The organism is Pseudomonas sp. B5(2017) (assembly GCF_002112825.1).
GTDB classification, from domain to species: domain Bacteria; phylum Pseudomonadota; class Gammaproteobacteria; order Pseudomonadales; family Pseudomonadaceae; genus Aquipseudomonas; species Aquipseudomonas putida_Z.
This window is the reverse complement of sequence record NZ_NEIR01000001.1, coordinates 566,291-583,869: the sequence shown is the minus strand read 5'-3', so window position 1 is coordinate 583,869 and position 17,579 is coordinate 566,291. Positions and strand designations below refer to the sequence as shown.

Here is a 17,579-nt window from a genome sequence, read left to right as displayed (position 1 = left end):
CGGACGCGCCGGCCGCCCAGGCCGGCGGTGTCGGTGACGAGCAGTATCAGGGAGGTTTGATTACGCTCACAAATAGCGTCTTCGGATCAATGCCATGCCGGTTCGTTATGGCTCGATGGCAGTGCTTCAGAGCACTTCGAACAAGCCAGCCGCGCCCATGCCCCCGCCCACGCACATGCTCACCACCACGTAGCGAACCTTGCGCCGGCGGCCTTCGAGCAAGGCATGCCCGACCATGCGCGCACCGCTCATGCCATAGGGGTGGCCGATAGCGATGGCGCCACCGTTGACGTTGAGCCGAGCCGGGTCGATGCCCAGGTGTTCTGCGCAGTAGAGCACCTGGCAGGCGAATGCCTCGTTGATCTCCCACAAGCCGATGTCCTCGACCCGCAACGCGTGGCGCGCCAACAGGCGCGGTATCGCCAGCACCGGGCCAATGCCCATTTCTTCCGGCGCCAGGCCGACCACCGCCATGCCCCGGTACAGTCCCAGCGGCTGGCAGCCTGCGCGTGCCGCCCGGGCACCGCTCATCAGCACACAGGCGCTGGCACCATCGGACAACTGGCTGGCATTGCCAGCCGTCACGCAGCCACCCTCGATCACCGGTTGCAGTGCCTCGAGGTCCGCCAGTCGGGTGTGCGGGCGGTTACCTTCGTCCTGGCTCAGGTGCACGCGCTCGTGGGACTGGACGCCAGTGGCCTTGTCGACGACCTTGCGCTGCGCCGTGACTGCCACGATTTCATCTGCGAACAGCCCGGCCTCCTGCGCTGCCGCTGTTCGCTGCTGCGACAGCAAGGCGTAACGGTCCTGGGCGTGACGGGCGATACCATAGCGTTTGGCGACGTGCTCGGCTGTGTGCAGCATTGGCATATAGGCGTGCTCGCACAGGCGCCGCACCGTGTCGTCCTGGGCAGCATTGGCGGCCTGCATGTGTGCCTGCTGCACCAGGCTGATCTGCTCCTGCCCGGCTCCGACCACCACGTGCATGCCCTCGCCGCGGATCTGCTGAGCGCCGATGGCAATTGCCATCAGCCCTGAAGCGCATTGGCGGTCGATGGTCTGCCCGGCCACCGACTGCGGCAAGCCGGCCGCCAGGGCCGACAAGCGCGCCGGGTTGATGGCGGCGGTCCCGCTTTGCATGGCGGTGCCCAGCACCAGGTCCTCGACTTCGCCCGGCTCCACGCCGGCGCGCTCGACGGCGGCGCGGATGGCAATAGCGCTCATGCTGGGGGTGGTGAGGTCGTTGAACGCGCCGCGCCAAGCCTTGGCGATGGGCGTGCGCGCGGTGGATACGATGACTGCGTCTTGCATGAAACGGCTCTCCTTGGGCAATTACACCGGCAGCAGGCTTTCGTAGGCACTGCGCAATTGGGCGGGAATACTGGCCGGGCGGTTGTTGCGGCGATCGACGAACACATGGGTGAAACGGCCGGCGGCGCAGGCCTCGGGTTCGCCCTCGACGAACACGGCCAGGGCGTAGTGCACCGAACTGTTGCCCAAACGTTCGACGGCAATGCCCACCTCGATGCGTTGCGGGAAGGCGACGGCGGCGAAATAGTCGCAGGCGGACCCGGCCACGTAGGCCACCACCGGGTCGTTGTGGATATCGAGGCCGGCCTGCTCGATCAACCAGGTATTCACGGCACTGTCGAAAAACCCGTAATAAACGACGTTGTTCACATGCCCGTACAGGTCGTTGTCATGCCAGCGCGTGGTGATCGGCTGAAAGTGGCGGTAGGCGCCGCGCAGCGGGCGTTCCCTGGCCATGTTCAAAACGCCGCCTGATAGAGGGCCAATGCGTCGTCAAGGGTGACCTTGCGCGGGTTGTTGACCAGCAACCGTTGCTGTTGCAGGGCATCCTCGGCCAGCAATGGCAGGCTGTGCCGCGGTACCCCGACATCTCGCAGCCGGCTGGGCAGGCCGCAGCGTGGCGCCAGCTGCTCCAGCTCATCGATGAACTGGTTACAGAGCTCATGGGGGTCGCCAGGCACCAGCCGATCGCCCAGCAGGGCCGGGGCCAGCGCGGCATAGTCGGCGAACGCTTCGCGACGGTTGAAGCGCATCACGTGGGGCAGCACCAGCGCATTGGCCAGCCCGTGCGGCACGTGGTAACGCGCCCCCAATGGGTAGGCCAGCGCATGCACCGCCGCGACCGGCGCATTGGCAAACGCCTGCCCGGCCAGACAGGCGCCCAGCAGCATGGCCTGGCGCGCCATCAGGTTGCCACCGTTGTGCACCGCCTGGTCGAGGTTGCCGGCCAGCAGCGCCAGCGCCTCACGGGCCAACAGGCTGGACAGCGGGTTGCACTTGAACTGGCTGGTGGTGGCCTCAATGGCATGGACCATGGCATCGATCCCCGTGGCGGCGGTGATCGCCGGGGGCAGGCCCAGAGTGCGCTCTGCGTCGAGCAAGGCCAGGTCGGGCAGCAACAGGGGTGAAATCACCGCCATCTTGGCCGCCTCGCCAGTGGTGATCACGGCGACGGGAGTGACCTCTGACCCCGTCCCAGCGGTGGTCGGCACCTGGATCAACGGCAGGCGCTGGCCTTTGGCCCGGTCGATGCCGTACACCGCCTCCAGGGTCTGGTCACAGGCCGGGTGCGCCAGCAGCGCCACCAGCTTGGCGACATCCATGGAGCTGCCGCCACCGAAGCCGACGATCAGCTCGGCGCCGATATGCCGCGCCCGAGCGGCGGCCGACAGCACGCAGGCATGGCTGGGGTCGGCGCTGACCTCGCTGAAGATCGCCACGCTCAAGTGGGCCTGGGTGAACCCTGGGAGCAAGTCATCGAGCATACCCAGACTGACGATACCCGGGTCGGTCACGATCAGCACGCGGCGCACGCCGCGTTGCTGGCACAGCTGCGCCAGGCGCCCGGCCGCGCCGGGTTCGCAAAGCAGGTGGGGGGTGGTGGCAAAACTGAAAGGCTGCATACTCATGTTCCTCTTGTTCTTGTGGGTGAACAGCAGGGCCAGGTCAAAAGGCGAAGTGCGAATCATCCAGGCTCATCAGGCACTGTGCGCCGCCGCGCAAGGCCTCGCAGTGGGCACTCGCGCGCGGCAACACCCGCCGCCAGTAAAAGGCTGCAGCCTGCAACTTGGCCTGGTAGAAGGCGCTGTCCTGGCTGCCGGCGGTCAATGCCGCGCTGGCGGTTTCGGCCGCCCGAAGCCACAGTGCGGCCAGCAGCACGTAGCCCGAATAGGCGAGAAAATCCACCGACACCGCGCCGATTTCCTGCGGGTCGCAGCGGCAGGCGTCGAGCACCTCGGCGCTCAGGTTGCGCCATTCCTGCAGGCGCTGGGCAACCGCCTGGGCCATCCCGGCCAGCGCGTCTGCGCGGCAGTTGCGTGCCCCTTCAAGCAACTCATCGATCAGCAGGCGCAACTGCTCGCCACCATCGCCAAGCAGCTTGCGGCGAATCAGGTCCAACGCCTGAATGCCGTTGGTGCCCTCGTACAGCTGGGTGATGCGGCTGTCGCGCATCAGTTGCTCCATGCCCCATTCGCGGATGTAGCCATGCCCGCCGTACAGCTGCACGCCCAGGCTGGCAGTCTCCTGGCCGACATCGGTGAGGAAGGCCTTGACGATGGGGATCAGCAACGCCGCCCGGCGCCCTGCGGCCGCCTGCACTTCAGGCTGCAAAGCACCGTGCTCAAGGTCCAGCGCTTGGGCGGCAAAGGCCGCCAGCATGCGGCAACCTTCGCTGAGGGTTTTCTGAGTCAGCAGCATGCGCCGCACGTCAGGGTGGCAGATGATCGGGTCGGCACTGCGCTCGGGCGCCACCGGCCCTGCCAGACTGCGCGACTGCAAGCGTTCGCGGGCATAGCCCAGGCCACCCTGGAAGGCCGCCTCGGCGATGCCCAGCCCCTGCAGGCCGACCTGGAAGCGCGCATCGTTCATCATGGTGAACATGCACGCCAGGCCCTGGTTGGCCTCTCCCACCAGCCAGCCACGGGCGCCATCGAAATTCATCACGCAGGTCGCCGCGCCCTTGATGCCCATCTTGTGCTCAAGCGCGCCGCATTCGACCGCATTGCGCGGGCCCAGCCCTCCGTTTTCTGTGCATTCGAACTTGGGCACCAGGAACAGGCTGATGCCACGCACACCGACCGGCGCATCCGGCAGCCGCGCCAGCACCAGGTGGACGATGTTGTCGGTGAGATCCTGATCGCCGCCGCTGATGAAGATCTTGCTACCGCTGATGCGGTAGCTGCCATCGCCCTGCGGCTCGGCACGGGTACGCAGCAGCGCCAGGTCGGTGCCGGCCTGCGGCTCGGTCAGGCACATGGTGCCGGCCCATTCGCCGCTGACCAGCTTGCCCAGGTAATCGCGCTTGATCGCTGCGCTGCCATGCCGGTGCAAGGCCAGCACGGCGCCCTCGGTCAGCCCGGAATAGATCCGGAACGACAGCGACGCGCCCATCAGCATTTCGTGAAAGCAGGCCGAAACCATTTGCGGCAGGCCCTGGCCGTCATGTTCCAGCGGGCCGGTCATGCCACCCCAGCCCTGCTCCACATACTGCCGGTAAGCCTGGCGAAAGCCATCCGGAGTGCGCACGTTGCCTTGCTCCAGGCGGCAGCCCTGCTCATCGCCCTGGCGGTTGAGCGGCGCAACCACTTCGCTGGCAAAGCGTGCACCCTGCTCAAGAATGCCATCGATGGTTTCGCGGTCCAGCTCATTGCCCAGGCGGGCACAGTGCGCCGTCACATCGAACAGTTCATGCAGCACGAAGTGCATGTCACGCTGGGGGGCTCGGTAGTTCATGCGCGGCCCTCGCGAACGTCGGCCAACTGTTTACCCTCAGCCACCAGGCTCCTCAGCAATCCGGCCTGGCGCCAGTGCTCGCCGAACAGTCCCTCCAAGCGTTCCAGGCGTGCCAGCAGCAAGCCCAGCCCCTGCTGGTCAGCCCAGCGCATCGGCCCGCCAACCTCGTGCGGGAAGCCGTAGCCATGCAGGTAGACACGGTCGATGTCAGCGCTGCAGCTGGCCACCGATTCCTCAAGTATCTTTGCCCCTTCGTTGACCAGCGCCAGCAGGCAGCGCTCACGGATTTCCTCGTCGTCGATCTGGCGCCGACGCACGCCCAGGTCATGGGCGACCTTGAGCACCAGTGCATCGACTTCGGGGTCGTGCACCGCATCACGGCTGCCAGGGGCATAACGGTAGTAACCCTGGCCCGCCTTCTGCCCGAAGCGCCCCAGCGCACACAGGCTATTGTCGACCTGGGCCAACGGCGCATCCATGCCTTTCCCAGCCAGCTGACGGGCCCGCCACTCCAGGTCGATGCCGATCACGTCGTACATGCGAAACGGGCCCATGGCCATGCCGAACCTTTGCAACGTCTCATCCACCTGCCGCGGCGTGGCGCCTTCGAGCAGCAGCTTGCGCGCCTCGGCCACATAGCTGGCGAGCATGCGGTTGCCGATGAAGCCTGGACAGTTGCCGGCCACCACCACTTCCTTGCCCATGCGCTGCCCAAGGGCCTGGGCAGCCTCGAGCACCGCAGGCGAAGTGCGCTCCCCGCGCACCACTTCCAATAGCCTCATCACATGGGCCGGGCTGAAGAAGTGCAGCCCGAGCACCTGTTCGGGCCGGCGGGTGACTGCCGCGATGGCGTCGATGTCCAGTGCCGAGGTGTTGCTGGCAAGGATGGCGTCGGCCTTGAGCGTGCTGTCCAGGGTACGGAAGATGGCCTGCTTGAGCGCCAGGTTCTCGTACACCGCTTCGATCACCAGGTCGGCTTCGGCGAGGTCATCATAAGCCGTTACCTGGCGCACCCGCGCCAGGCAGGTGTCAGCCTCGGCCTGATCGATACGGCCCTTGGCCACCTGCTGTGCCCAGGTTTGCGCGATCATCGCCAGGCCGGCTTCGGTAGCGCTGGAGTCGTTGTCCAGCCACAGCACCGCAAGGCCCGCACGGGCCAGGCTGATGACGATGCCGCGGCCCATGGTGCCGGCGCCGATCACCGCCGCCTGTTGAACGTTGTAGGAAATAATCACGCGTGACGCTCCTGATTCAAGGTGTGAAGGCATTGCCCTCACCCTAGTCAGGCGCCTACTATTTTTGAAATTCTCATTTTCCATCCCATGTATTTTTCGCATGAATATAACCAACTTCGACCTCAACCTGCTGCGCGTCCTGGACATGCTGCTGCGTGAACAGAATGTGTCGCGCGCCGCCGAACGCCTGGCGCTGACCCAGCCGACGGTGAGCAATGCGCTGGCGCGTCTGCGCGACCTGCTGGGCGACCCGCTGCTGGTGCGCGTGGGCCGACGCATGCGTCCCACTCCGCGCGCCTTGGCCCTGGAAGGCCCGATTCGCGCGGCATTGCTGCAGATCGAACAGACCCTTGGCGCCGGCGACAGCTTCGACCCGCGGCTCAGCCACCGCCAGCTGCGTATCGCGCTCACCGACTTCGCCGAACAGCTGTGCATGCCAAAGTTGCTGGCCACCTTGCAAACCCAGGCCCCGCACTTGCGCGTGGATGTGCTGCACCTGACGCCCAATCTGCCCGCCGAAGCCCTCGATCGCGGCGAGCTCGACCTGGTGCTGGGGCGCTTCGATGAGGTGCCCGCGCGCTACGAGCGGCGCCACTGGCGCAGCGAAACCCTGCACGTGGCGGTGCGCCAGGGCCACCCCGAAGTGGATGGCACCCTCGACCTTCAAGCGTTTCTCGCCCTGCGCCACCTGTGGGTGCACGGCGGGCAGACACGTGGCATGGTCGACCAATGGCTGGGGGAACAGCGTCTGGCCCGGCGCATCGTCTACACCACGCCCAATTACCTGCAGGCCGCACACCTGGCCGCAAGCTCCGACTTGTGCGTGGTGCTGCCCACCGCCCTGGCCCGCTATTTCGCCCGGCTGCTGCCGCTTCAGGTATTCGAGCTGCCGTTCGCCCTGGAGCCCTTCCAGCTGGAGCTGGTGTACCTTGCCCATCGCCAGCACGACCCGGCACTGGCCTGGCTGGTGGCGCGCATCATGGACATTGGTGCCGGCTGAGCCATAGCACTTGGGCATGGGTGGCCATGCAAGAGTGGTATTGGTTTGCCGGCGAGCTCTGTCCTTAGAGTGTTCGCCCTCAGAACAACAAGGACTACCCCATGCGCCTACGCACACTGCCCTGCCTGCTGGCCCTGGCCCTGCCCTACGCGGCGCTGGCCGACGGGCCGGCCAAGGACGCCAGCGACCTCACCCGCCAGAGCAATCAGCAATGGTTGCAGCGCCTGCCCTTCGGCGACCGCAGCGACTTCGACAATGCCCGCCGCGGGCTGCTCGAAGCTGTTGACCAGCCGGTGGTCAATGCCGACGGTAAAACCGTCTGGGACCTGCAGCGCTATGCCTTCCTGAAAGGCGAGGCACCGGCCACGGTCAACCCAAGCCTGTGGCGCATTGCCCAGCTCAACACCCTTGCCGGGTTGTTCAAGGTCAGCGAAGGCATCTACCAGGTGCGCGGCCTGGACCTGGCCAACATGACCCTGATCGAAGGCGAGCACGGTCTGATCGTGATGGACCCGCTGCTGTCGGTGGAAACCGCCAGGGCCGGGTTGGCCATGTACTTTCGCCATCGCCCGCAGCGACCGGTGGTGGCGGTGATCTATACCCACCCGCACGTCGATCATTTCGGGGGCGTGCGTGGGGTGATCGACGAGGCGGACGTCAAGGCCGGCAAGGTGCAGGTCATCGCCCCGCAGGGCTTCTTCGAACATGCCGTCAGCGAAAACGTGCTGGCCGGGCCGGCAATGAAGCGCCGGGCGCAGTACATGTACGGCGCACCACTGCCACGCGGTCCACGCGGCCAGGTGGATGCCGGCCTGGGCAAGGGTGTGCCGACCAATGCCACGGTTAGCCTGATTGCCCCGACCCGGCTGATCGAACAGCCCTTCGAGACCCTGCGCATCGACGGTGTCGACATCGAATTCCAGCTCACCCCTGGCACCGAAGCGCCTGCTGAAATGAACCTGTGGTTCCCCCAGTTCAAGGCCCTGTGCATGGCCGAGAACGCCTCCCATGTGCAGCACAACGTGCTGACCCTGCGCGGCGCCCAGGTGCGCGATGCCAAGGTGTGGGCGCACTACCTCGACCAGTCGCTGTTGCGCTATGGCGAGCAGGCCGAAGTGGTGTTTGCCCAGCACCACTGGCCGACCTGGGGCGGCGCGGCGATCCGCGACTACCTGGCTGACCAGCGCGACATGTACGCCTTCATCGACAGCCAGACCCTGCGCCTGATCAACCGTGGCCTTGGCCCCACCGAGATCGCCGCTGAGCTGACCACCTTGCCGCCTCGGCTGGCCAGCAAATGGTACAGCCGCGACTACTATGGCTCGCTCAGCCACAACGTACGAGCGGTGTATCAGCGCTACATGGGCTTTTACGACGGCAACCCGGCAACCCTCAACCCCTTGCCGCCGAGCGAGGCCGGTGCGCATTACGTCAAGGCCCTGGGCGGTGCCGAGCGGGTGCTGACCCTGGCCCTTGAGGCCTACGGCAGCGGTGATTACCGCTGGGTTGCCGAGCTCACCCGACACTTGGTATTCGCCGAGCCCGACAACAGCGCAGCGCGCGAGCTGCAGGCCGACGCCCTGGAGCAACTGGGCTACCAGAGCGAGAACGCCACCTGGCGCAACGCCTACCTGACCGGTGCGCAAGAGCTGCGCAACGGTGTGGCGCCGACCACCAGCAAAGGCGGCAGCGCGGACGACCTGGTACGCGCCCTGAGCCCGACGCTGTTCTTCGATTACCTGGGCGTACGCGTGGATGCTGCCAAGGCCGCCGAGCAGGACCTGACCATCAACTGGCACTTCACCGACCTGAACGAAGACTATGCACTGACCCTACGCAACGGCGTTCTCACCCACCGCGACCACACCCGCCACGGGCAGGCGGATGTCGAGGTGAAAATGAGCAAGGCTATTCTGGACCGCATCGCCCTGAAGCAGACCGGCTTTCTCAAGGAAGCGACCGTGGGTGATATCGACATCAGTGGCGAGCGCATGAAGTTCATGCGCTTCATGGCAGGGCTGGACGAGCCGGACGGGCGCTTCAATATCGTCACCCCCTAAATCACCTACAGCGCCGCCCTAAAGCGAGCGGCGCAACCACACGCTCAGCACCAGGCCCGTCACCCCTAGGGCACAGAGCAGCACACTCCAGGCGGCCGCGTGGCCCTGCTCGCGATGCAGCATGCCCAGCCCACGGCGGTACACCCGGCGGTCACGGGCCCGGCACAACACCGCCAGCAGCGCCGCCAGGCCAGCCACCATCCACATCTCGCCACGCCAGGCGAGGCACGCTACCAGCAGCAACGAGACCTGCGTGCGCCGCCAGGCCAGCACGGTACGCTCGGCCTGCAGCCCGGTGTCTCTGGCGCTATCCGCCATGCCAACGCGCCCATAGCACGCCGACAAGCACCACACCGGCAAGCCCGCACGCCACGCTCAGCAGTGGCACCAGGCGCGGGAACGGCAGCGGCGCCTCGCGGCGCAATGCGCGCTCCACCGCGAACCAGCGCCAGCCGGCGCCCAGGCTCACCAGCAAGCTGATGGCCAGCAACGCCAGCTCCATCGCCACGCGCCCAGAGGGTGGCCAGGCATGGGCAGCGAAGGTTTCGATGGCGATGGCGCCGCCGAGCAAGGCCAGTGCGGTGCGAATCCAAGCAAGAAAGGTGCGCTCATTGGCCAAGGTAAAACGCGGGTCGGGCGCCTTGCCCTGCCCCAGCAACCAGCGCTCCCAAGGAGTACGACGGTGATCGGAATTCATGAGAGCCCTGTGTCAGCGCAGCCCTTGGCTGCGCAATGCGCCGGGGGAAAAGTAGGAAGCACTGGTGCGCACGTCGAAGGCGTACGGCCTTGGCTGCTCGTTGGTCAGGCCTGACAGCTGGTAGCGGCCACTGCGCAGGTCGTAGATCGCCTCCATGGCGTTGACCAGCGCCTGCCCAGTCACGTGGTAGTAGCTGTGGGCCTGGGCGGTGCGCCACAACTGGCCCTTGTGGTCGAAAAAGTCCGCCTCGAGGATTGCCCAGCTGTCCTCGTCCAGGTAATAGCGGCGACTGGCGTACAGGTGCTTCGCCCCAGGTTTGAGGGTGCCCACCACTTCCCACACCCGGTGCAGCTCGTAGCGGGTGGGTTGCGGGTTGACGTGCCCCGGCCCGATCAGCGCGGCATAACCGAGCACGGGCGAAGCCAGGCGATAGCTGTTGTACGGCACGTGCAGGGCCTTCTTGCCCACCAGGGTCCACTGGTAGAGGTCCGGGGCGCCGTTGAACATGTCGCGGCTGTCGGCGGTGCGCAGGCCGGCCGTGCCCGGGGTGATGCTGTCATAAGCCAGCGTCGGGGCACGCCGCACCCGCCGCTGACTGCTGCTGTACAGCCACGAGAGGCGCGGCTGGGCGACCTGATCGAGGGTTTCGTGCAGCACCACGGCATCGCCCGCCAGACGCGACGGCGCGGTCATACGGTAACTCAGGTAATACAGCACGTTGCCCGCTTGGCCGCCTTCCAGTACGTCGGGGCGGGCGAAGTTCTGTTGCAGGCTCATCGTCGCGAAGCGGCCATCGCCACGCGGGGTGATGCTGTCCGAGGCCAGGCTGTAACTGCCGTTGCGCGGCCGGGTGAGGTGGTTCCACAGCACCTGCAGGCCATTCTCGGGCCTGGGGAATGCCACTACGCCGGCAAAGCCCGCCACGCCGTTGCCGTCATTGACCAGCCGGGCACTGGCCGCATTGTGCCGGGCCCACTCGCCCACGGGTGGCGGCACCGCGACACTGCGGTGCGAGGGATACACAGGCAGACGGAAAGACTGGGGGTAACGCTGCATCAAGGCCACCTGCCCCGCCGTCAGTTGCTCCCGGTACTGGGTGTAGTTGTTGGCGGTGATCACATACAGCGGCTGCTCATCGGCGTACGGGTCCAGCGGCGTGCCGTTGACCGCCAGAGACACTTGCCCCGCCCGCAGACCGCCGTTCCAGGCCGGTATGCGCCCGTCGCCGCTGGGCCCGCGTTCGGCCCCCACCGGCGTCAGGTCTGCGGGCAGTGGCGTGGCCCCCACGTACAGGCTCAGCAGGCTGGCGTTGACGAACAGGAAGCTGCGCAGCAGAGCGAATGGTTTCATCGGGCTTGGCCTCTTATTGTTGTGGTGTCCTGGCCGGGCTTGCCTTGGCACGCCCTTTCGGGGTGATACTAGGAGCCGCGCTTCGAACCCCACAAATAACGTGTTCGGATACGTGCCATATCAGTTCGGCATACCCTTGGAACCGCTCCGATGACCCTGAAACAGCTCCGCTACCTGATCGCCATCGTCGAAGCCGGCAGCTTCTCTTCGGCTTCACGTCGCGCCTACATTGCCCAGCCGGCGTTGAGCCGGCAGATCAGCCTGCTGGAAAGTGAACTGGAGATGCAGCTGCTCGACCGCCAGCACGATGGCATTGCCCTGACCGATGCCGGGCGCCAGCTCTACGAAGTGGCCCGGCAGGTAGTGCAGAAACTCGACTCGGTAAAGGATGAGCTGAAATCCAGCCGCGGCGACCCCAAGGGCCACGTGGCCATTTCCATCCCGGCCACAGCCGCCGACCTGCTGCTGCCAGAAATCGTCAGGCGCGCCGAACAGCGCTTCCCCGGCGTCACTCTGACCGTATGGGACGGCCTCAGCCGTGAAGGCGGCCAGGCCATCGAGCTGGGCAAGGTGGACTTCGGAGTGGTGCCCAATGCCGAGGAACTCGACCATGTGGAGGCCGAGCCGATCTTCACCGAGGCGCTGTACTGGGTTGGCGCATCAGCCCCCGGCACCCCCGACACCATCACCCTAGCCGAAGCCGCCGCCACCCGGCTGGTGCTGCCGCCCAAGACGCTGCACCTGCGCCGACGCATCGAGCAAGCCGCCATGGAAGCCGCCGTCCCCCTGGCCGCTGCCTACGAGCAGCAATCGGCACCCGGTATCGCCAGCCTGGTGCGCGCCGGCCTGGCGGCGACCATCAGCAACTGGCCGCCGCTGAGCGTACTGCTCGAACCCACGGCGGCGCGGCGCATCGTCGAACCGCGCATCAGCCGCACCATCGCCTTGGCGCACTCCCAGCACAAACCCCTGTCGTTCGCTGCCGGTTGCCTGCGCGACCTGGTGCGCAGCGTGCTGATTGACCTGGTCAACAGCGGCCGGTGGCGGGGCGAACTGATCGGCAAGGAGACCGAGCCGCTGGAGTCGGTGCTCGGCGTTCAGCTGGCGGTCTGAGCGCACACCTGCCCGCCAGCGGCAGCAGATTCGCGCAGGCGCTGCTGGGTGCGCTGCGGGTTCATGGTGGCCAGGCCCACCAATCCGGCCAGCACCAGCACCGCGCCGCACACCAGGAAGCCCTGGGCATACCCCGCCGGGTGTTCGCTACCCGCACCTTGTACCAGCAAGCCGGTCACCACCGGCGCTGCCAGCCCGGCCAGCGAGGCGATGCCGTTGCCCATGGCGAGGATGCCGCCGCGCTGGGCCGCCGGGGTGAACTCGGCGAGCATTGCCGGGCCCACGGAATACATCACCAGCGCCAGGCCACCGCTCAAAGTCAGCGCGGCGACCCTTACGGCCGTGCTCAAGCCAGGCAGCATCAACGAAGCCGACAACAGCCCGCCCAGTATCAGGCACACCGAAACGAACACGCCACGTGCCACCCGTGACTTCACGCCGCGACGCATCAGGCGCTGGGAAAACCAGGCCAGCAGCAAGCTCAGCGGCGTGGTCACGACCACGAACATGATGAAGATGCGCCCGGTCTGCAGCGGGTCGATACCCAGGCCCACCTGCAGGTAACTGGGCACCCAGGTCAGGGTGAGGGCAAGCGACCAGTTGGCGGCGAAGTGGCACAGATAGTTGCCCATCACGCTGGGGTCGCCCAGCAGCCTGCGATAGGGGATAGCCGATTCGTCGGCCTTGAGCTGGCTGGCACGCAGGCGTTCGAGGGTGCCCTCCTGGCCCAGCCGCCACCACAACAGGCACCAGACCAGGCCGATCAACGCAAGGATGATGAAATTGGTGCGCCAGCCGTAATGCAGGCTGACCCAGGGGATCATTGCCCCCGCCACCAGCAGGCCCATGGCACTGCCGGCATGCAGCAGGGCCACCGGCAGGTTGCGCCGGTCGTTGGGGAACCACTTGTACAGTGCATGAGTGGCCACCGGCGATGCCGGCCCCTCACCGATGCCCAGCAGCACCCGGCAGGCGACGATGGTCCACAGTGAGGTGGCGAACAGCATCGGCAGCTGGATCAGCGCCCAGAACAGGCCCATGCCCAACAGCAAGGTGCGCGTGGGGCGCCGGTTGGCCATGAAGCCACCGACCACGGCGGAGATCGCGAAAAACCAATGCAAGGCACCACCGATCAGGCCGAACTCGGTGGCCGTCAGGCCCAGTTCGGCGCTCATCGGCACGGCCACCAGGCCAATCACCACCTTGTCGAGAAAGTTGACCAGCATCAGCAGGGCCAGCAGCGCGGCCACCAGCCAGGCGGTACGGGGGTTAGGCAGGGAAGAATCCGCAGTCATGGCGAGTACTCTTGTTATTGTTGTGAGGTGTTGCAAAAAGGCCGCCGCAAGGGCGGCCCGTCGTTCAGGCAGGCATCAGCACGCCTTTGGCGATGGTGTTGCGCTGGATCTCGCTGGTGCCGGTAAGGATACGCATCATCCGCGTGGCGCGGAAAATCCACTCCACCGGATGGCCCTGCATCAGCCCGGCACCGCCGTGCACCTGCACCGCCTTGTCGGCGATGCGGAAGGCAGCCTCGGATACGAACAGCTTGCACATCGGCGCCTGGGTGCGGATATCGCCCCCTGCGTCGTTCACCTGGGCCGTGGCGTAAACCATGCTTCGCGCAGCGTGCAGCTCGGTGGCCATGTCGGCGATCATGTGGTTGACCGCCTGGAACATGGCTATCGGCTGGCCGAACTGCTTGCGGCTGCGTGCATGCTCGATCGACAAGTTCAGCGCCAGGCCGGCCATCCCCAGCAGGGTCGGGCAATGCAGCAGACGGTTGAGGGTGATGCGCCCCATGGCCAGTTTGAACCCCTGTCCCTCTTCACCGATCAGGTTGGCCGCGGGCACGCGCACCTGGTCAAGCACGATGTCGCCGTGGGCACCGCCACCGGACATCACCGAGTAATCGCTGTCGATTCGCACACCCGGCGCGTTGAGGTCGACGAAGAACGCCGAAATGCCCTGGGCGCCCTTCCCCGGCCCGGTCACCGCCAGCAGCACCGCCAGGTCGGCGTAGGAGGCGCCAGAGATGTAACGCTTGCAGCCGCTGAGCACATAGTGGTCGCCGTCGCGGCGCGCCTGGGTAGTAATGGCGGTGGCATCGGAACCTGCCTCGGCTTCGGTCAGGGCAAAGCACACGGCCTTTTCAGCGCGGCACACTGGCTTGAGAAAGGTCTCGACCTGGTAGGGGCTGGCCACCTTGAACAGGTGGCCGACGCGCGGTGGCCCCGACAGCTCGCCCAACACGTGTGAGGCAAGCATCGAGCCTGTCAGCATCGTGGCCTCCTTCACCGCGCAAAGGTCGGCCACGTTCAGGCCGGCTCCGCTCATGCTTTCGGGCAGCATGACGGTGTACAGGCCCTGCTCGCTGGAAAGTTTCCACACCTGCCGCAGCACCGGCTGGGGGTGCGGGCGCGCCCAGTCCAGCTGTGCCTGCTGTTCCAGCGGGCGTACCTGATCGCGGACGAAACCCTCGATCGCTTCGATAATCTGCGCAGCCTTTGCACTGGGTTGATACATGGTGATGCTCCCGGGTCAGATACGACGTTCGCTGTGTTGCCAGTAGGTGTCCCGGACCAGGCGGCGCACCACCTTGCCATTGGGGTTTTTCGGCAGTTCGCTGACAAAGTCGACGCCGCGCGGTTTCTTGAAACCGGCCAGCGCACGGCCGCAACGATCGATCAGCTCGGCGGCCTCCAGTTGCGCCCCGGGCTTGAGCACAACCACCGCGCGCACCGCTTCGCCCCACTGGGCGTCGGGCACGCCGACCACCGCCACCTCAAACACTTCGGGGAAACCGTAGATCACCTGCTCCACTTCGCTGGGGTACACGTTGAAACCGCCGGAAATGATCATTTCCTTCTTGCGATCGACGATGAACACGTACCCCTGGGCATCGACTGTCGCCAGGTCGCCGGTAAGGTAGTAACCGTCACGCATCACTTCGGCGGTGAGCGCTGGGGCGCGCCAGTAGCCCTGCATCACGTCGGGCCCTTTGACCACGATCTCGCCGACTTCACCCGGGGTCACATCCTCGAATGCCTCGTTGACCACCCGCAGGTCGGTCTCGAAGTAGCACCGCCCGCACGAGGCCAGGCGTTGATAATCGCCGTCTTCCACCAAATGGTCCTGCTCGGTCAACACCGTGACCAGCGAACAGGTTTCACCGGCCCCGTAACCTTGCGCGAGAATCGGCCCGAACAGTTCGATGGCCTTTTTCACCAGGGCAGGTGCCATGGGCGCGGCGCCGTACATGACCAGCTTCAGGCTCGACAGGTCGAAGCGTTCGACGCCGGGGTAATTGACCAGGCGGTTGATCATCGCCGGCACCAGGAACAGCCGCGTCACCCGTTCGCGCTGAATGGTCTCGAGCAACAGGCGGTCGTCATAACGATCGAGTAGCAGGTTGCAGGCGCCCACCGCCAGCAGCGGCATGATCTGCATACCGCTGGCATGGGTGATGGGCCCCACGTGGGCCATGACATCGCCTGGCCCGGAGCGCCGTGTGGGGCTGGCAATGCTCTTGCGCACCAGCGCCTTGCGGTTGCCGAACGACAGCATCGCAGCCTTGAGCACGCCGGAGCTGCCGGAGGTGTAATGCAGCACGGCCAGCGCATCGTCGGCCGGGTCCAGGCCCAGCGGTGCCTCACTGCCGCGCTCTAGTAACGCGGCATAACCCAGATCACCGCCCTCGTCTTCCAGCACGATCAGCTGGCGCAGCAGCGGTAACTCCGTGCGCCGCGCTGCGAGCGCCTGGGCAAAACTGGCATCGGTGATCAGTGCAACGCTGCAGGAGTCTTCCAGCACCCGCACCACTTCATCCACTGACAGCCGCGCATTGATCGGCACCTTGACCATCGCCGCCTTGTACAGCGCCACTTCAGCTTCGACCAGCTCCACGCGGTTGGCGGCGAGTATCGCCACATGCTCCCCGACACCCACGCCTAGCGTACCCAGCGCTGAGGCCAAGCGGTTGCTGCGGTGCTCCAGTTGGGCGTATGTGACGCGTGTCTGGCTGTCCGCCACGGCGATGTGGTCCGGCCAGTAGCGGGCACTTCGGGTAATGATCGTTCCAAGGTTCACGTTGTTGTTCTCGTCGACAGGAAGACATCGACGATGCTAATCAGGCGAACGCGTGCAGATGAAATACAAGATTCAGATGTGAGCCATACCTTTATTGGCTGGCGTAAGGCCCAGACATGTTGGGGCTGGCGATCGGTTGGGATATGGCAGTCATTGTCTGTGGCAGCGTTGTTTCATGAGGGAGCGATTTCGACCCATAGCGGATACCGTACCAACGCACTGTAGTCAGTGCCGGCCTTCAGATGTCCGCTATGGGTCGATTGCGGTCAGTGGCGACCGGCTGCTTTCGACCCAAAACGGACGCTAAAAGATAACTGGTTTCGTAAGCGCGACGCGTACTCTGTGGGAGCGGGTTTACCCGCGAAGCAGGCGCCGCGGTGGATGGCACCGGCCGTGCCGGTGTTCGCGGGTGAACCCGCTCCCACAATGATTGCTGTGGGGCAAAATGACAGCCAAGGGTCGAAAACGGCCACTCGTGAACGGCCGCCTTCTTCCATGGCGAGCTTTCGCAGTCTGGCGTCAGCGCTCATTGGCTTGGCTGCGTCTCCTCCAGCTTGAAAACACGAAATCCGCGCGCCTTATAATTTCCAAGCGCGGCAGGATGGTCGAACGTGCATGTGTGTACCCACACCCGCTCTGTACCTTGCCATTCCCACGCAGATCGAACAGCGTGACTCAAGAGTGCCCCGCCGAAGCCACACCCTAGAAACTGCGGTGCCAACCCGAAGTAGCGGATTTCGCAGTTACAGCCATCGGGGCGATAAAGCTCGTAATAGCCGGCTATCGCGCCGCGGTGATAGGCAACCCAGGTACGGTGGCACTCCTGTTCAACGAGTGCCTGCCATTCGGAACTGCTCCAGCTATCAAGATCGCCCCACTCCCAGGGCGTTCCTACCAGCTTGTAGAGAAACCGATTGAATTCCGCCTGAGGCACTTCACATTCGATGATCTGAAGGTCGTGACGCTGTGGTTTTTCCTGCAGCTCGGAAGCCGAGGTCATTTCCAGGTAATAAGTAATGCAAGACCGTTCCATCGTAGACTCCCTGCGTCTTCCCGCTAGCGATCAACAAGCATGCCAGCTGCGGCTCGACTGCGGCCACACCTGATGTCTGCTTCGGCTAGAAAGCAGTCGCTATCAAGTAATGGATAACGCTTGGCTCGCGTTGCGCGAACCACAGCTTGGCGCAATCGGAATTAGCCATGGCATCTTGTGCTAGTGCCATCCCCAAACCCGCACCGTAGCATCTCCTTGCCCAAACGTATTGCACCAAGCA

The 17,579-nt window shown here is 65.4% G+C and carries 15 protein-coding genes; 3 read left to right on the top strand and 12 right to left on the bottom strand.

Annotation, left to right across the window (positions count from 1 at the left end; all coding sequences use genetic code 11):
* Window positions 1-126 precede the first annotated feature (126 nt).
* The 5 genes from CAG00_RS02710 to CAG00_RS02690 are packed head-to-tail and all read right to left on the bottom strand — an operon-like array spanning window position 127 to window position 6,032.
* Window positions 127-1,311, bottom strand: a complete 1,185-nt coding sequence (locus tag CAG00_RS02710; protein WP_085616259.1) for an acetyl-CoA C-acyltransferase — start codon at window positions 1,309-1,311, stop codon at window positions 127-129.
* Between the two features lie 21 nt (window positions 1,312-1,332).
* Complete coding sequence (locus CAG00_RS02705; protein ID WP_085663430.1) at window positions 1,333-1,767, bottom strand: thioesterase family protein; 435 nt, start codon at window positions 1,765-1,767, stop codon at window positions 1,333-1,335.
* A gap of 2 nt (window positions 1,768-1,769) precedes the next feature.
* Complete coding sequence (locus CAG00_RS02700; RefSeq protein WP_085663453.1) at window positions 1,770-2,933, bottom strand: iron-containing alcohol dehydrogenase; 1,164 nt, start codon at window positions 2,931-2,933, stop codon at window positions 1,770-1,772.
* A gap of 43 nt (window positions 2,934-2,976) precedes the next feature.
* Window positions 2,977-4,764 carry an acyl-CoA dehydrogenase C-terminal domain-containing protein gene (locus tag CAG00_RS02695; protein WP_085663429.1) on the bottom strand — a complete coding sequence of 596 codons (1,788 nt, stop codon included), beginning with the start codon at window positions 4,762-4,764 and terminating at the stop codon, window positions 2,977-2,979.
* Entirely contained in the window at window positions 4,761-6,032 is a 1,272-nt protein-coding gene (locus CAG00_RS02690) for a 3-hydroxyacyl-CoA dehydrogenase (protein ID WP_085663428.1), read from the bottom strand. Before CAG00_RS02690 ends, CAG00_RS02695 begins: the two co-directional genes overlap by 4 nt.
* Window positions 6,033-6,099: 67 nt before the next feature.
* Between CAG00_RS02690 and CAG00_RS02685 the strand changes: the two genes are divergently transcribed.
* Together CAG00_RS02685 and CAG00_RS02680 are read left to right on the top strand one after the other, a co-directional pair.
* Entirely contained in the window at window positions 6,100-6,999 is a 900-nt protein-coding gene (locus CAG00_RS02685) for a LysR family transcriptional regulator (protein ID WP_085663427.1), read from the top strand.
* A 101-nt stretch (window positions 7,000-7,100) separates the two neighbouring features.
* Window positions 7,101-9,059: an alkyl/aryl-sulfatase gene (locus CAG00_RS02680; RefSeq protein WP_085663426.1), complete on the top strand. Its 1,959-nt coding sequence runs from the start codon at window positions 7,101-7,103 to the stop codon at window positions 9,057-9,059.
* Between the two features lie 18 nt (window positions 9,060-9,077).
* On the opposite strand, the gene CAG00_RS02675 is transcribed toward CAG00_RS02680, so the two are convergent.
* Genes CAG00_RS02675 through CAG00_RS02665 form a run of 3 tightly spaced genes read right to left on the bottom strand, consistent with a single transcriptional unit; the run spans window position 9,078 to window position 11,106 of the window.
* Complete coding sequence (locus CAG00_RS02675; RefSeq protein WP_085663425.1) at window positions 9,078-9,377, bottom strand: DUF202 domain-containing protein; 300 nt, start codon at window positions 9,375-9,377, stop codon at window positions 9,078-9,080.
* Window positions 9,367-9,756: a YidH family protein gene (locus CAG00_RS02670; RefSeq protein ID WP_085663424.1), complete on the bottom strand. Its 390-nt coding sequence runs from the start codon at window positions 9,754-9,756 to the stop codon at window positions 9,367-9,369. Before CAG00_RS02670 ends, CAG00_RS02675 begins: the two co-directional genes overlap by 11 nt.
* 12 nt (window positions 9,757-9,768) lie before the next feature.
* A complete protein-coding gene (locus CAG00_RS02665; protein WP_085663423.1) occupies window positions 9,769-11,106 on the bottom strand; it encodes a DUF1329 domain-containing protein in 1,338 nt (445 codons plus the stop codon).
* A 150-nt stretch (window positions 11,107-11,256) separates the two neighbouring features.
* Here CAG00_RS02665 and CAG00_RS02660 point away from each other — a divergent pair, with 150 nt between their 5' ends.
* Window positions 11,257-12,219, top strand: coding sequence for a LysR family transcriptional regulator (locus CAG00_RS02660; protein WP_085616240.1), 963 nt, complete (start codon window positions 11,257-11,259; stop codon window positions 12,217-12,219).
* On the opposite strand, the gene CAG00_RS02655 is transcribed toward CAG00_RS02660, so the two are convergent.
* From CAG00_RS02655 to CAG00_RS02635, 4 genes are all read right to left on the bottom strand, one after another.
* Window positions 12,204-13,514, bottom strand: a complete 1,311-nt coding sequence (locus CAG00_RS02655) for an MFS transporter (protein ID WP_085663422.1) — start codon at window positions 13,512-13,514, stop codon at window positions 12,204-12,206. The two genes, CAG00_RS02660 and CAG00_RS02655, sit on opposite strands and share 16 nt — an antisense overlap.
* Before the next feature lie 64 nt (window positions 13,515-13,578).
* Window positions 13,579-14,742, bottom strand: coding sequence for an acyl-CoA dehydrogenase family protein (locus tag CAG00_RS02650; RefSeq protein WP_085663421.1), 1,164 nt, complete (start codon window positions 14,740-14,742; stop codon window positions 13,579-13,581).
* Window positions 14,743-14,757: 15 nt separating this feature from the next.
* Window positions 14,758-16,305 carry an AMP-binding protein gene (locus tag CAG00_RS02645; RefSeq protein WP_085616234.1) on the bottom strand — a complete coding sequence of 516 codons (1,548 nt, stop codon included), beginning with the start codon at window positions 16,303-16,305 and terminating at the stop codon, window positions 14,758-14,760.
* Between the two features lie 526 nt (window positions 16,306-16,831).
* Window positions 16,832-17,338 (bottom strand): GNAT family N-acetyltransferase, encoded by a 507-nt coding sequence (locus CAG00_RS02635; protein ID WP_085663419.1) that lies wholly within the window; start codon window positions 17,336-17,338, stop codon window positions 16,832-16,834.
* Between the last annotated feature and the right edge of the window lie 241 nt (window positions 17,339-17,579).

Coding starts and splice junctions, on each gene's coding strand:
- CAG00_RS02710 (WP_085616259.1), bottom strand. CDS start 1,311: ATGCAAGACGCAGTCATCGTATCCACCGCGCGCACGCCCATCGCCAAG.
- CAG00_RS02705 (WP_085663430.1), bottom strand. CDS start 1,767: ATGGCCAGGGAACGCCCGCTGCGCGGCGCCTACCGCCACTTTCAGCCG.
- CAG00_RS02700 (WP_085663453.1), bottom strand. CDS start 2,933: ATGCAGCCTTTCAGTTTTGCCACCACCCCCCACCTGCTTTGCGAACCC.
- CAG00_RS02695 (WP_085663429.1), bottom strand. CDS start 4,764: ATGAACTACCGAGCCCCCCAGCGTGACATGCACTTCGTGCTGCATGAA.
- CAG00_RS02690 (WP_085663428.1), bottom strand. CDS start 6,032: ATGCCTTCACACCTTGAATCAGGAGCGTCACGCGTGATTATTTCCTAC.
- CAG00_RS02685 (WP_085663427.1), top strand. CDS start 6,100: ATGAATATAACCAACTTCGACCTCAACCTGCTGCGCGTCCTGGACATG.
- CAG00_RS02680 (WP_085663426.1), top strand. CDS start 7,101: ATGCGCCTACGCACACTGCCCTGCCTGCTGGCCCTGGCCCTGCCCTAC.
- CAG00_RS02675 (WP_085663425.1), bottom strand. CDS start 9,377: ATGGCGGATAGCGCCAGAGACACCGGGCTGCAGGCCGAGCGTACCGTG.
- CAG00_RS02670 (WP_085663424.1), bottom strand. CDS start 9,756: ATGAATTCCGATCACCGTCGTACTCCTTGGGAGCGCTGGTTGCTGGGG.
- CAG00_RS02665 (WP_085663423.1), bottom strand. CDS start 11,106: ATGAAACCATTCGCTCTGCTGCGCAGCTTCCTGTTCGTCAACGCCAGC.
- CAG00_RS02660 (WP_085616240.1), top strand. CDS start 11,257: ATGACCCTGAAACAGCTCCGCTACCTGATCGCCATCGTCGAAGCCGGC.
- CAG00_RS02655 (WP_085663422.1), bottom strand. CDS start 13,514: ATGACTGCGGATTCTTCCCTGCCTAACCCCCGTACCGCCTGGCTGGTG.
- CAG00_RS02650 (WP_085663421.1), bottom strand. CDS start 14,742: ATGTATCAACCCAGTGCAAAGGCTGCGCAGATTATCGAAGCGATCGAG.
- CAG00_RS02635 (WP_085663419.1), bottom strand. CDS start 17,338: ATGGAACGGTCTTGCATTACTTATTACCTGGAAATGACCTCGGCTTCC.